The organism is Candidatus Galacturonatibacter soehngenii, from assembly GCF_008830185.1.
GTDB classification, from domain to species: Bacteria; Bacillota; Clostridia; order Lachnospirales; family Lachnospiraceae; genus Lachnotalea; species Lachnotalea soehngenii.
On the sequence record NZ_WAGX01000005.1, the window covers coordinates 512,318 to 525,581 of the forward strand.

Annotated in this window: 14 protein-coding genes; 3 read left to right on the forward strand and 11 right to left on the reverse strand. The window is 30.9% G+C overall.

Going from position 1 to position 13,264, the window contains the following annotated elements; all coding sequences use genetic code 11:
* The first annotated feature begins 74 nt into the window (after positions 1-74).
* Complete coding sequence (locus tag F7O84_RS09865) at positions 75-2,960, forward strand: P-loop NTPase fold protein (RefSeq protein ID WP_151144443.1); 2,886 nt, start codon at positions 75-77, stop codon at positions 2,958-2,960.
* A gap of 68 nt (positions 2,961-3,028) precedes the next feature.
* On the opposite strand, the gene F7O84_RS09870 is transcribed toward F7O84_RS09865, so the two are convergent.
* The 5 genes from F7O84_RS09870 to F7O84_RS09890 form a co-directional block, all read right to left on the reverse strand.
* On the reverse strand, positions 3,029-4,159 hold the full coding sequence (locus F7O84_RS09870) for a tyrosine-type recombinase/integrase (protein ID WP_151144445.1): 1,131 nt from the start codon (positions 4,157-4,159) through the stop codon (positions 3,029-3,031).
* A gap of 111 nt (positions 4,160-4,270) precedes the next feature.
* Complete coding sequence (locus F7O84_RS19205) at positions 4,271-4,564, reverse strand: hypothetical protein (protein WP_243140858.1); 294 nt, start codon at positions 4,562-4,564, stop codon at positions 4,271-4,273.
* Between the two features lie 64 nt (positions 4,565-4,628).
* Positions 4,629-6,065, reverse strand: coding sequence for a phage/plasmid replication domain-containing protein (locus F7O84_RS09880; protein ID WP_151144447.1), 1,437 nt, complete (start codon positions 6,063-6,065; stop codon positions 4,629-4,631).
* Between the two features lie 713 nt (positions 6,066-6,778).
* Positions 6,779-7,204: a hypothetical protein gene (locus F7O84_RS09885; RefSeq protein ID WP_151144449.1), complete on the reverse strand. Its 426-nt coding sequence runs from the start codon at positions 7,202-7,204 to the stop codon at positions 6,779-6,781.
* Between the two features lie 24 nt (positions 7,205-7,228).
* Complete coding sequence (locus tag F7O84_RS09890) at positions 7,229-8,383, reverse strand: leucine-rich repeat protein (protein ID WP_151144451.1); 1,155 nt, start codon at positions 8,381-8,383, stop codon at positions 7,229-7,231.
* A 117-nt stretch (positions 8,384-8,500) separates the two neighbouring features.
* Here F7O84_RS09890 and F7O84_RS09895 point away from each other — a divergent pair, with 117 nt between their 5' ends.
* Positions 8,501-8,836: a helix-turn-helix domain-containing protein gene (locus F7O84_RS09895; protein WP_151144453.1), complete on the forward strand. Its 336-nt coding sequence runs from the start codon at positions 8,501-8,503 to the stop codon at positions 8,834-8,836.
* Here the strand turns inward: F7O84_RS09895 and F7O84_RS09900 are convergent, their stop codons facing one another.
* From F7O84_RS09900 to F7O84_RS09910, 4 genes are read right to left on the reverse strand one after another with little or no spacing between them, the layout of a single operon-like run.
* Complete coding sequence (locus F7O84_RS09900; RefSeq protein WP_151144455.1) at positions 8,837-9,085, reverse strand: hypothetical protein; 249 nt, start codon at positions 9,083-9,085, stop codon at positions 8,837-8,839. It abuts the gene before it with no gap.
* A complete protein-coding gene (locus F7O84_RS09905; protein ID WP_151144457.1) occupies positions 9,078-9,350 on the reverse strand; it encodes a hypothetical protein in 273 nt (90 codons plus the stop codon). Before F7O84_RS09905 ends, F7O84_RS09900 begins: the two co-directional genes overlap by 8 nt.
* Positions 9,331-9,540: a hypothetical protein gene (locus tag F7O84_RS19005; protein WP_192451714.1), complete on the reverse strand. Its 210-nt coding sequence runs from the start codon at positions 9,538-9,540 to the stop codon at positions 9,331-9,333. The genes F7O84_RS09905 and F7O84_RS19005 overlap by 20 nt, the downstream gene beginning before the upstream one ends.
* A gap of 55 nt (positions 9,541-9,595) precedes the next feature.
* Complete coding sequence (locus F7O84_RS09910; RefSeq protein ID WP_151144459.1) at positions 9,596-10,072, reverse strand: molecular chaperone DnaJ; 477 nt, start codon at positions 10,070-10,072, stop codon at positions 9,596-9,598.
* 347 nt (positions 10,073-10,419) lie between these two features.
* On the opposite strand from F7O84_RS09910, the gene F7O84_RS09915 reads away from it, so the two are divergent.
* Positions 10,420-10,923, forward strand: a complete 504-nt coding sequence (locus F7O84_RS09915) for a QueT transporter family protein (protein ID WP_151144461.1) — start codon at positions 10,420-10,422, stop codon at positions 10,921-10,923.
* A 69-nt stretch (positions 10,924-10,992) separates the two neighbouring features.
* Here the strand turns inward: F7O84_RS09915 and F7O84_RS09920 are convergent, their stop codons facing one another.
* Together F7O84_RS09920 and F7O84_RS09925 are read right to left on the reverse strand one after the other, a co-directional pair.
* Positions 10,993-11,865 carry a sugar ABC transporter permease gene (locus F7O84_RS09920; RefSeq protein ID WP_151144463.1) on the reverse strand — a complete coding sequence of 291 codons (873 nt, stop codon included), beginning with the start codon at positions 11,863-11,865 and terminating at the stop codon, positions 10,993-10,995.
* Positions 11,865-13,259: a carbohydrate ABC transporter permease gene (locus tag F7O84_RS09925; protein WP_151144465.1), complete on the reverse strand. Its 1,395-nt coding sequence runs from the start codon at positions 13,257-13,259 to the stop codon at positions 11,865-11,867. The genes F7O84_RS09920 and F7O84_RS09925 overlap by 1 nt, the downstream gene beginning before the upstream one ends.
* Positions 13,260-13,264 lie beyond the last annotated feature (5 nt).

Here is a 13,264-nt window from a genome sequence, read left to right on the forward strand (position 1 = left end):
TGTCTGTTAAAGCGTTTATAATATCTAAGTACTTATAGACTTATAGACTTATAGAATTAGGGAGGAAAACTATATTGGAGAATAACTTATTTGAAATTATTAATTTTGTAACTCTGTTTAATCTATATTTTCAAAATAGAATTTGGATATTAAGTATTATCATTACTTTGTGTTTGATTATAGATATTAAACTGGAAATTAACCATAAAATATTTAATAGAACTCAACAGTATATTGATTTAATTGGAAAACCAGCTTTAAAAATAAATCTATTTGCCTGCTTAGGAATGATTTTTCGATATATGGGTTTAAAATTAGAGTTTAAAGTCACTTACATGCCCATACTTATATTTTCATTAATATTAGTTCTTATAACAATTTCGAGTATATTTGATTGTATTAAATTTAATAAAAATAAATTTAGGGTAGTATTACATTACTTATCTTACTGCAACATTTTGCTTTTATTTGAATTGTTATTATTAGGTGTAATGAATAGATTAGAGGTGATTGAATTTACTGCTAGTTTTATTTCATATATCACATTAAAAATCGTAGAAAGTTACGTTTTAAACAAAGCGGAACAAATGAAATATACAGTTTTAGATAAAAATGATACATTGAGTGATGCCCCAATTCAAAACGAAAAGGATTTATTCCCATCAAGAGTGAAACAGCTAAATAATTTTTGTAGAATGGTAACTGTTGAAGAAAAACAAGAGCCATTTGCAGTAATGATATCAGGAGCATGGGGCTTTGGAAAGACAAGCTTCATTAATGCTTTCAAGAATAAAAATGCTTCACATGAATTTATTTTAGTAAAAGGTGGCTTTGAGTTCAATACAGAAAAATTTCTTGATGACATTGCTATTCAATTAGAAAAAATATTTGAAAGAAATAATATTTTTATGGAAAACAATAGTACAATAAAAAAATATTTTTCAAGCTTAGGCAATCTTGTTGGCGGAGCTGGTTACGAATTTCCAAGTATGATATTTAAAAGCATTACCAATAATGATAAAAAGGGGTACTATGAAAACAAGGAAATATTAAACAAAGAACTCAACTATTTTTATACTTCTACCCATAAAAAAATTTTTATTATAATAGATGACCTTGATAGATGCACTAAAAAATTTAAAGAAAAAATGTTTGGAGTTATACGTGAAAGTGTTGAATTAAATAATTGTATTACAATATTTTTAACGGATACTTTAAAGTTTCAAACCAAAAATCTTGATTCCAATTATATGGAAAAATATATTAACAAAAATATGCAATTATGTCCAATTGATTTTTATGAGATTATAGAACAATATGTAAATGAAATTTTTGATGATAATTTCTTTTTAAATAAAAGCGAATATATAAAAGAAAATTCATTAAATATTAAACTAAAATTGATAAATAAAATAAAACTAATTAAAGATAATTTCACAAATAGGTTAGAAAAATTAGATGATTCTATTAAAGATGATAAGCTTGATGAAACTAATAGGGTGAGGTATCTAAAAGAAAAGGAGATAATACTCTCTATAGAAACATTAATCAATCTCCGAATTCAAAATCCAAGGAAAGTGAAAAGATATTTACTAGGGATTAAAAACACTTTGAATACAGTTGATGTTATGTGGTTTTCTAATGATGAATATAAAAGAAATGAATATTCAAAACAAGATTGGATTGAAACTACTTTAGAAGTTGAATTTTTTAAAAATTTTCTATCTGAAACATTTGAACAAATGATGAAATATACTAGCTTTTTATACTATCGAAAAAGTTCTGATTTAATTATTGAAGAAAATATTATAAGTGGCCTATCTAGTTATTTACCTAATAGTAACAAAGAGGCTGTTATTGATTTATTAGCATATAAATTATATGCCATAGATTGCACCATCGATAAATCCAACCATCAAAAATTATTAGATGAAATAGATACAAATAATCTTGTTGAAATGAATATTACTACCTATATATCACAATGTTTAGGATGGCAAGCTGATATAGAAAGATTAAATATTATTCTTAGTTTTATAGAACAAAGAAAGTTTGATGATATTAATATAAAACGAGAGACCATAATTAATTTAATATTACTATTAGACAATTCATATATTGCTCAAAATAAAGAATATTTTATAACAGTCCAAAGAATAAAAAAAATATATGATAATGGATTGAAAGAGCATCTTTTTACTGAAAAAGATTTAAATATAATTAATCACTGCATAAATAGACTACCAATTAGATGGATTTGGGAAAATTTATCTTATTTTAAAACAGCACTTGTAATGTTATTTTCTGATAAAAATATAGATACTTATATTACCGAAAATATAGATTCAATAGATAAATTATATTCTTCTTTAAAAAATCTAAATGAAAGCAAAAGTATCTATTCGTTTAGGAATGATAATAAGCTCATAGAAATAGAAGATTTTTATAATAAAATTGATGAATTATTGTGTGATGACTACTACTCTTCAATATATCCAGAAATATCCAACTACATTCTACATTCTAAATATATAATTTCAATTCTAAAAATATGGTTTGAAAGAGAATTTAACAACGATTCTACAAATTTACATACAAGTACAGTATCGGAGTATTTTTATATTAAAACTGGTAAATGTCGTGAGACAACCTTTAAAGATGTCAACACATTAGAAAAAGCACTCTCCTGTTTAAAAGAATATCTTGATAATCATGGTATTATAAAAGATGAATATTTATCTACATCATTTATCGAATTATGTCGGTTTGTATACTTGGTTTTAATAAATAATGAGGACATTGGATGGTTTGAAGATAAAGAAAAAATAATAATTCAAGAATTAGAACACATTCATCATATCTTTGCTGAAGAAGACAGAAACAAAGAAGTATGGGAATATAATAAAATTCGTTTATTCAAAATGAATTCATTTGTATCTAGTTTTAACCAGCAAAAATAAAATAAAAATTTACTACACAAAACCTCTACTCCTTGTATTGCACTATATTTGGAGTAGAGGTTTTGTATTTAAAACAAATTCGATATCTTCTGCATTTCCTCCTGTTTCGTATTAGGCAAAACATGACTATACAAATCCATTGTCATGGAAAGACTGCTATGTCCTAATATCGTCTTTAATACTTGTGGCTCCATCTTATTTTCAATGCATCTGGTAGCAAAAGTATGTCGGAAGCAATGACAGGTAACATAATCAAAGGATATTCCATCATCCTCAATTGACTTTAAGACTTTATTTATTTCAAGCGTTACCCTATCTCTGGTAATGGGTTCCCCTTTATGCAAACAGAATACAAACCGTTCATCATTTATATGGATAACATTGCTTTCAGTCGCTTTGTCATACCGTTTCTTTAGCAAATCATATGATTTATCAATCATTGGTATCTGCCTTTTGGAGGTTTTTGTTTTAGGTTCATCCAGAAAATGCCCTTTATCAGGTATATATACCAGTGTATGATTCACATAAATAATTTTCTTTTGAAAGTCAATATCCCTCCACTGTAAGGCACGTAATTCACCGTTTCTCATACCAGTCATTAATGCTAAAATAAAAAAGTCATGCAAATAGCTTTCTTTTGAATATTTAAGGAAAAGTTCTTGTTCTTCAACAGTAAAGACTTTTCTTTCCTTTTTCGCCTTTCCTTTTGGTATGGCTGCTAAAGGAACAGGATTCTTTGTAATGATTCCGTTCTTTTCAGCCTGTTTAAAACAGCCATTTAGCATGGCAGAAATAAGCTTTATACTGCCTGTAGCAAAATCTTTACTAACCAACTCATTATACAGTCTTTGGATATGCTCAGGACGTACATCCGTAATTTTCTTATTTCCTAGCTTGCGTCTTATGTAATAGTTATAATGATTTTCATAGATGGTATATGTTCCAATCTTAATAACATTTTTCTTGTAATCCAACATCCATGTTTCGAACCAAGCGTTCAGGCTTAGATTTTGCTTTTTCGCATATACTCCATGTTCCACCTCATACCGTAAATCATTTAATTTCTTTTGGACTTCCTTAAGGCTCTTATCATAGACTGCAAATTTTTCTCCATGATATTCAAATCTTCCCATGTACAAGCCATCTGCTCTCTGAGTAACTCCTTTTGGTAACTTTTTACCATTCTTATCAACTGCCATATACTTTTCCTTCCTTTCTTTTTGCAATAAAAAAAGGACACAACTAAGTGAAATTAAAATCACGTAGTTATGTCCCTTTAATTGATGAATATAGATGATACTTATAGATTATCAGAAAGCTATACTATCTAAGTATTTCTGAATTAATGCTACATTCCATAGCACTCTTTTTCCTATGGTAATCTTTGCATTGGCATCCATCCCAATTTCAACGGCTGTCTTCCTTCCGCAACACAATATTTCCTTTAGTGTATTTGTATCAACGGTTATAAAATTTTTGTTTTCTTTAGTAACCAATTGACCTACCTCTTGTTTATTGCTATTGGATTTTTCTAAATCATGAGGAACTACTTTTAAATAAAACACTCCTTCATCTTTTACATTTGCTATTAAATTATGAACCATTTTAATGCTCCTTTCTGTACATATAAAAAAGCCACTATCGAAATGATAATGGCAGGTAATCTTGTTAAATTGTTTCTTCATATCGGCTGGATATTTGATAATCCATCTCCAAATAAACACTTAGATTATATAGAAAATCTCTTCCATACTGGTATCCATTTATATCAGGTAATGGATAATTAATTACTCTTTGTTTCATCTGTTGTTGCATATTTTGAGATATGCAAACAGGGTTAATACCTATGCTTTCTAATTCCTTAAAATAGATTTTAGTTGTTGCTGTTGTAATTGGCAGGTCAAGAATTTTTTTCTCCTGTATCTTTTCAAGAAACTTTGGTATTCCATGATTTATAGCCACGTAGTGCAAAACTTTCTTTAACTTTTCCTTCTTGGAATTGGTATAATGACTGCTATCAACTATGGATTTCGCAATGTTCAAAGTAAAATAATGTCCTGTTCCGACTATCTTTTTCAGATAATAGCTTAAGACATACTTTTCAATATCTGCCTGTGCAAAAGTATAAAGGTCACGACTCATATCCTCATAACCCAATTCATCCGATTTGCGTTGTATCAAATCATTTAACTTATTCTTGAATACTTGTACCTCAAACCGTAGAATAGAATCTGCTCTTTTTTGGTCTTCTAATGACAATGGCTGATTATGTTTTTTCAGTTCTTCAATCTTGTCATAGATATTCAAACGAACGGACTTACTTTTATGATAGTCTGAAACAACCTGATATTCTTCCTCTTTTTCCTGATAATAAATTTTCTCTTCCAGCTTCAACTGCTTAGGGTCAAAGCCTTTTATCATAAGGCTCAAGAGGATATCCTTAAAATCAGTATGGATATCACAGGAATAATCAATTCTCCTTAATTTGAATGGCGGATAATATAGCTGTTTCAAATAACTTTCCTGCTGTCCTTTAGAAGTTAGATTCAGCAGTACGCTACGATTTAGGTTATGTTCTTCAATGAATCGATTTGCTGTTTCATCATTAGAAATTGCAATTAAGGTTAATATCTCCCAAATACTAAGGGAATCATCCCCCTTTAAGATTTGCCTGTTATAACTCTGCACTTTTTTGATAAACTCATTTTCCATGTACCATGAGTAATTAAGTTGTGGAAGAATATCCATAAAATGATTTATCAAAGCAGAAGATGCCATGTCATTAATTGAGGATGCAGGTATAGAGTAGAAGCCTGTTCCACCTAGCAGAGCCATATAGTTAACAACAAGTTCAAGGAAATATGTAATTTTACCTGTAGGCTTCTTTTCCCCATCCATTGTGGTCTTTAGTTCCTCAAACTTATACAACTTGATAACAGGTATCGTCTTTTTCTCTTCTTCCGATATGTTCATCTTGGATGTTTTACATATGTGCATAGTGGCATAATCATTTAACTTAACCGTACTAAATGGAAGAGAACGTCTGATAGTATTATATTCAGAGCTTTTACTGCTCAACAGCATAGATAATGCAAAGGTATGCATAGGTTCTTTACCTCCTTTCTTTAAAGTTTATTAATCGCCCGAATGGGCGTTTAGATTATAATAAATATTTAATCTTATAGTCTCCCGAATGGGATATAGATTATGATAAGTATTTAATCTACTAAATTCCCGAATGGGAATGAACTATAGAAAAACTATAATGGTAGCCACTGCCGAACGAAGTGAGGCCTGTTTTTGGTGGGAATATATCTATGATAACTGTTCTTATTTCAAAAGTACAGAATTCATTTCATGGGTTAAGAGAGGGAGAGGGGGGTAGAGGAATAAGAGAGAGGAGAAACCCTTTAATTATAAGGGATACAGGACTATTGGATAAGAAAAACACAGAAACTCTATAAGGGTTATTTAATAGCAACACAACTATTATCTACTATGAAAATTCATGAAATCTACCTAAGATAGTGACTATCCTTTATAGAGCTAAATATTACATTTACTGATAAATATATAATTGTCATATACAAAATTGGAATATGAGGTGTATATTACACTGGATTCGCCTATTTTTAATGGTTTTTATACGTTTTAAGGATTAAAATTCATGAATATTCTACCAGTACACAAAACAAAATGTTACAAAAAAATAAGGCAGAATACCTTTTTATAACTTGCAAGCGGGTACTATGCCAGAAAACTAAATATTTCATAAAAAATAGGATAAGACCCATTTTTTGAGTCCTATCCTTTTAAAATTAATTCCACATTGTTCTCATAATCTTAGGATAGGCATCCTCCTCAATATGCTTAAACCGTGCAACTACATAATTTAGAAGTATTTCAGAATTAAATTCATCTACTGTTGAAAGATATTCAAAAGTAGCTTGAATATTCCCATTATCACTCAATGTGTATTTCATTTTATATGTACGATTTAACTCATTAAGTACCCGAATAATGCTATCCTGCTTTGTCATATTGCTGAGCCTTGCAAAAGTATACATTACATCTACGTCATAGGCATCTGATATGCCAATCATCACCTCACACTTTGAGCCATTTATGCTAGGCTCCAAATAAAAGATAATGCATTGTTCATCCTCCACCACATTGAATCCTTTCCTCATATCAATATCTACAAGGTGTTCATTAAAAAGATTTGCTTTTGTAAATTTATACATGATATCGCTCCTTCTGTTGGTCAATTATTTTACAGTAATCTTGGTCGTAAGTGTCTTTTTATTGCCATATACATCTTTAATGGTAATCGTTATTTTGGCAGTCCCCTTTTTATTTTTAGCAGTAACTTTACCTTTTTTTGAGACAGTTACAATTTTCGTATTACTGCTCTTATATGTAGGGGATACATCTTTTGAGCTTAAATCTTTAGGTAATGTTATTTTGATAGAAGCACTTTTCTTTTTATTAATCGTCAATTTTGAAGTAGCCTTAGTTTTCTTTAATAAAGAAGCGTAATCTGTATTTGTCACAGCTACAAATTTTATGTTATTTTTCTTGGCATATTTTTGTGCATAAGAACCTTTATATCCCTTTATAGTTGCTGTCTTTGATGCCCTACCTTGGAACGCACCATAACCAATCTTTTTAACTGTTTTTGGTATTGTAACAGTCGCTAGGTTCTGGCAATCTGCAAAAATATAATCAGGTAGGGCAGTTATTTTTTGTGGAAAAGCAATATTTTTTATTCCTGCATCATAAAAGGCTCCGCTATCAATTTGTGTGATACTATCAGGCATAATAATATTTAATAAATATTTTTTTGAAGCTTTTCCATTGTAATATGCATTAAGATATGCAAAACTGCCTTGTCCAATATGAGTAACGCTATTTGGCAATTTAAAATCTTTGACACAGCAACCAGAAAATGCACCCTTATAAATAATTTTTACTGTTTGAGGTATGGATGCCATTTCATATTTACCTCTTGGATAACGAATTAATGTCGTTTGATTTTTATCATATAAAATTCCATTATCAGATGAAAAATATGGATTATCTTTATTTACATAAATATTTTGGAGATTTGGACCCCAGAATGCATTAAAGTCATATGCAAATCCTATCCCACTATCTACTTCAGATAAAGAACTTGGAAGTGTTATTGACTTGACGTATTGCATATCATCATCTCCGTCACCGAATGCATACACATCAATTAATGTTACTCCTTCTGGAATAACGATATCTGCATCATGACCCTTATATTCTTTCAAAACTCCATTTTCAATAACAAAATCACTGGTACTGCCTGCATAGGCTTTCGTGGGTATCAGTACCACACCAATAAGCACCATGCATAGTAGCATAACATTAAGTAAAGATTTTTGCGTTGTTTTCATAACTTTTCCTCCTTGTTGTTTATATAAGTAAATTTAACTTTTCTAGAACATTCTAACACACCTCATTTGTCTTTACAATTAAAAGTACTTATATAAAGAAATTGGGAGGTGTTTTGATTGACCGATAATATAACGAAAAGAAATATTGATTATAAAAAATTAGGATTACGGATTAAAGAAGTCCGTACTGCTCAAAATTTAACCCAAGAGAACCTTGCGGAGCGTGTAGGCTGTTTTGTATCTCATATCTCAAATATTGAAAACAGCCATACAAAAGCTTCACTGAATATCTTGCTTGGTATTGCAAATGCCTTGAATACAAGTATTGATTACCTCTTAGCCGACCAGTATAGAAATTCATCTTTAGCACTAGATAATGAGATATTAAGAGCAGTAAAAGACCTTGATGATGAGAAGAAACAAAAGATTTTAAAGATGATTGCAATTATATAGTTAATCCATTCTCATGCAATCTATCATAAAGGCAACCGCTGACTTAAATCCAATCTCAAACGATTGCTTCATAGCCATATGAGAAATATAAAACAGAATGTCTCTAAATTGTTCATACTCCGATTGTGACATGGTTTCTTTATATGGCTCTAAGGCTCTGCAAATCTCATCTGTCAGCAACTGGTCTACTTTCTCATATCTGCTCTCTTGCACTAAAGTTTCAAATAGGTCTTCGAATAATTTACTCATGGTTTACCACCTCTTTCTTATAATTCCAATAGGTCAATATATGTATAAATTCATACATTTGTGGATAGCTCAACCGCTTCCAGTCTGACAGACCGTATAGCTCCAATAACAGAAAATCAAAAAAATCCTTTGTAATACGTTTTTGAACAATCAATCGGCGCAAGATTTTATACTGTCCAGTAGTATAAGTGGTAGGAATTACTTTAACAGTAGACCTTATATTCTGCATGATTAAAGTCTTGCTATCATAGTTCAACAACTTCATAACTTTTCATCTCCTTTCCCCATATATCCTCACATACTGCATAATGAGGACAGTAACAACAGAAATCAAAATCACATTCTGCTATCACATATCCATTGATAGCAATAGGAACACATACGGATAAGTAATCCTTACACTTTTGGCAACAGGAGCAGTATTCCCCTGCTGGCCGTCCTTGAAAATAACACATGACAAACACTTCCTTTCTTGATTTTAGGCAAAAAAATAAAGCCTTATATGGCTTATTACTGGTTTAATGCATACTGCTTTTCTTTATGGCTCACCGTCTGACTTCCATACTTCATGCGGATATCTTCAAGACTGATTTCTGCTTTATGATACCTCTTATAATCTCCAAAATGCCAAGTCCATGCTTTTTTCTTAGGAGCATACTTAAATCCCAATTCCTTTAGCTTCTCCTTATACGCATAGCAATCAAAGCACCATATCCATGAGCCAATGATTTCTATTTCCATCCTATACCCGATAATTACATTAAGAGCCTCTTTAAATGCCGTATTCTCCTCATTTTCGTCATAGGTACACGATTGACCATCGGACTTATTTTCAGCCTTTAGGCAGTCAAATAAGAGGTCATATTCCGCATTGATTTCCTGCATATTAGATACATTACCTCCATTGTCAGGATGATGTTTTAACAACAGCTTTTTATACTGCCCCCTTAATTCATCCATGTTATTCACTTCTTGAAACCACTTCATAATCAACAGCTCCTTTCAAATTTACTTAAAAATGGGTACAAAAAAGAGAGCAGTTTAACGACTTACTCTCAAGGTCGATAATTTTTCCTAACATAATACCGTCGGGTAGTAAACTATAAAATTAATTTCACATTATATGACTGGGCACCTCCCAAAATATATATAATTTTTTTCTCATATATAGGCATTTCTTAAAAAATCTGTGTAAAAGCTGTGTAGTACTTGCTTTTTCTTAGTCCATGAGTTATTATATTACATGCTGAACCCCTCACAAACACAGGGTTTTATACTTATCAATTCGTGTGTTCGAGACCTTCCACACGTAAAACAAAACTAAAGGAGATTATATGAAAACAAAAAATGTACACTTTATGACACAGGCAGCTGTCATAGCTGCTATCTACGTTATCCTAACGTTCCTTGCCAATACATTAGGTTTGGCATCTGGAGTAATTCAAGTACGATTATCAGAAATGCTTACCGTACTTCCTTATTTCACCACCGCTGCCATTCCAGGCGTGACGATTGGATGTCTCATAAGCAATATTTTAACAGGTTGTAGTTTACTAGACATTGTATTTGGTACGTTGGCAACACTTCTTGGTGCCCTTGGCTCTTATTGGCTTAGAAAACACAAATTTTTGGTACCAATTCCACCAATCGTAGCAAATATCATAATTGTGCCATGGGTTCTTCGAATCAGTTATGGAGTACCTGATGCGATTCCTTATATGATGCTTACTGTAGGTATTGGAGAAATCATATCTTGTGGTATTTTAGGAACCATTTTATTAATTGCCTTAAATAAATATAAACACGTAATTTTTCATACATCATTGAATCAAAATTAATTCAAGCATAAAAGGTCAAAAACGTAGCCAGACATAATTTGTTCTGGCTACGTTTTATATAACATGCTATTAACCTTTCACAGCACCTGAAACCCCTTCTACATAGAATCTTTGTGTCACTAAGAATATAATAGCAATTGGAATGGATATCAAAACACAACCAGCAAAGAATTGAGTATAGTAATATTCAATAAATTCTTTTTCCAACATGCTCCATAAACCAATGGCTATGGTATAATACTTCCTATCCTGCCCAAGTATAACCTTAGCAAAGATATAATCCACCCAAGGACCCATAAAAGATTGCAAAAGGGTAATCACAATAATTGGTTTTGATAAAGGAATGGTAATTTTAAGAAAAACATCCCACTTAGTAGCTCCATCGATAAAAGCCGCCTCATCAATAGTCTTTGGTATGGTGTCAAAGAAACCTTTTGCTACATAAAAGACTAAACCTGCGCCACCTGAATAGACCATGATTAATGCCACTAATTTAAGTGGCCCTGCTTCAAGGAAACCAAATCCTTTTAATATATAGTAAACTGCAATCATAGACATGAATCCTGGAAACATTCCTAAAATCATGGCAACATTTAGTAATCTTTTACGAAGTTTAAACCTTAATCTTGACATAACATAAGCTATACTTAATACAAAAAAAGCAGATAAAAGACATGTGCAGATAGCTACAAAAAGAGTATTAATAAACCATCTGCTGTAGTTTAAGCTACTCGTTTGTTCAAAAAGTTTTTTATAATTATTAAGAGTATATCCTCTTGGTATAATATAACTTTTATAGGCTCCTCCCTCTTCACGAAAAGAGGTCAAGATTACAAAAAAAACAGGTAAAACCCAGACAAACCCTAGTACCGATAAAAAAACATGTACTATGGAATTTGCAATAAATTGTTTTGTTTTCATAGATCTTGTTTTTCTTTTCATTATTGGAATGCCTCCTCGTCCTTATAAGAACCTGTATGACGATAGGTTAACAATGATAAAGCAGCAAGTATAATAAACACTATAATACCGATGACCGCGCCAATATTGTAATCTTTATTTGTAATTGTGAGTTTGTACAACCAGGTAACTAACAAATCTGTCTTTCCTGCATAGTAATATTCAAGAGATTCAGGCCCACCTCCTGAAAGTAAATAAATAACGTTAAAATTATTTATATTCCCAACAAATGCAGTAATTAATGTAGGAGTAGTAATAAATAACATATAAGGTAAGGTTATTTTAAAAAAAGTAACAAACGTATTTGCCCCATCCATTTTTGCAGCTTCATATAAATCTTTTGGTATGTTTTGCAATATCCCTGTAGTGGTTAACATGGTAAAGGGAACTCCAATCCATATATTGATGCAAATAATCATTACTTTTGCTAATGTAGGGTCCGTAAAAAATGGTATGGATTCTGTTGGACCAAGGATACCAATAATACGAAGAATGGCATTTACAGGTCCATTGGTATTAAAAATAGTTTTCATAGTAAGTAAGGAGACGAATTGAGGAACGGCAATAGACATTATAAATAAAAATCTCCAAAATATTTTCAAGCGGGTACCTTTTCGATTAATTAAAATAGCTAATAGCATTCCTAAAATATAACAGGTAAATGTTGCAAAAATTGCCCAGATAATTGTCCATCCAAGAACTGGCCAAAAAGTATTTGCTAAAACTCCGTTTTTTTGAAACATTGCTATGAAGTTATCTAATCCAATCCAGTCAAATAAATTACCTGGTGGCTGATGATTCTTATCATAGCTTGTAAATGCAATTAAAATCATAAATACAAGCGGGATGATTGTAAAACATAAAATCCCCATACTTGGTAAGAATAACAAGGTTTTATGAAGATTCTTTTCAAATAATGAATTCAAATCATCCTTAAAAGACGAAACTAATTTGCCTTGCTCCACACTATTTTGTGTTTCATATGCACTTTTTACAGAAGTTATTAAGAGTAAGAAAAAGCTCAAAGTTATAAAGACTGTAATAACCCCATATAGTAGACAAAGCATTGAGTTATCTCCAGTAATATACTCATAAATCTGCTTGGTTTCATTAAAAACCTCCTCTTGTACGTTGGTTCCTAATGTTATAAAGTTTTTAATAGCTTCCAAACCAAAACTTATCATATAATATATGTACACTATTTCTAATGACAACATTAATAATCCACGAAAAATTTGTTTGTGAAACAAATTGCCCAAACCGAATATAATTGCAGATAATTTGGTATACCCATCTCCTAGAATAAAAGCTGTTTTAAAATCAATATCATGAAAGGCTGCATTGACGTTAGACTTATTTTGCTTTTTATGGATCATATTAC

Bases quoted from the DNA above. Each gene is read 5' to 3' on its own strand.
- F7O84_RS09920 (WP_151144463.1), bottom strand. From the start codon at position 11,865: ATGAAAAGAAAAACAAGATCTATGAAAACAAAACAATTTATTGCAAAT.
- F7O84_RS09915 (WP_151144461.1), top strand. From the start codon at position 10,420: ATGAAAACAAAAAATGTACACTTTATGACACAGGCAGCTGTCATAGCT.
- F7O84_RS19205 (WP_243140858.1), bottom strand. From the start codon at position 4,564: ATGGTTCATAATTTAATAGCAAATGTAAAAGATGAAGGAGTGTTTTAT.
- F7O84_RS09905 (WP_151144457.1), bottom strand. From the start codon at position 9,350: ATGAAGTTGTTGAACTATGATAGCAAGACTTTAATCATGCAGAATATA.
- F7O84_RS19005 (WP_192451714.1), bottom strand. From the start codon at position 9,540: ATGTGTTATTTTCAAGGACGGCCAGCAGGGGAATACTGCTCCTGTTGC.
- F7O84_RS09885 (WP_151144449.1), bottom strand. From the start codon at position 7,204: ATGTATAAATTTACAAAAGCAAATCTTTTTAATGAACACCTTGTAGAT.
- F7O84_RS09900 (WP_151144455.1), bottom strand. From the start codon at position 9,085: ATGAGTAAATTATTCGAAGACCTATTTGAAACTTTAGTGCAAGAGAGC.
- F7O84_RS09925 (WP_151144465.1), bottom strand. From the start codon at position 13,259: ATGATCCATAAAAAGCAAAATAAGTCTAACGTCAATGCAGCCTTTCAT.
- F7O84_RS09910 (WP_151144459.1), bottom strand. From the start codon at position 10,072: ATGAAGTGGTTTCAAGAAGTGAATAACATGGATGAATTAAGGGGGCAG.
- F7O84_RS09880 (WP_151144447.1), bottom strand. From the start codon at position 6,065: ATGCATACCTTTGCATTATCTATGCTGTTGAGCAGTAAAAGCTCTGAA.
- F7O84_RS09890 (WP_151144451.1), bottom strand. From the start codon at position 8,383: ATGAAAACAACGCAAAAATCTTTACTTAATGTTATGCTACTATGCATG.
- F7O84_RS09870 (WP_151144445.1), bottom strand. From the start codon at position 4,159: ATGGCAGTTGATAAGAATGGTAAAAAGTTACCAAAAGGAGTTACTCAG.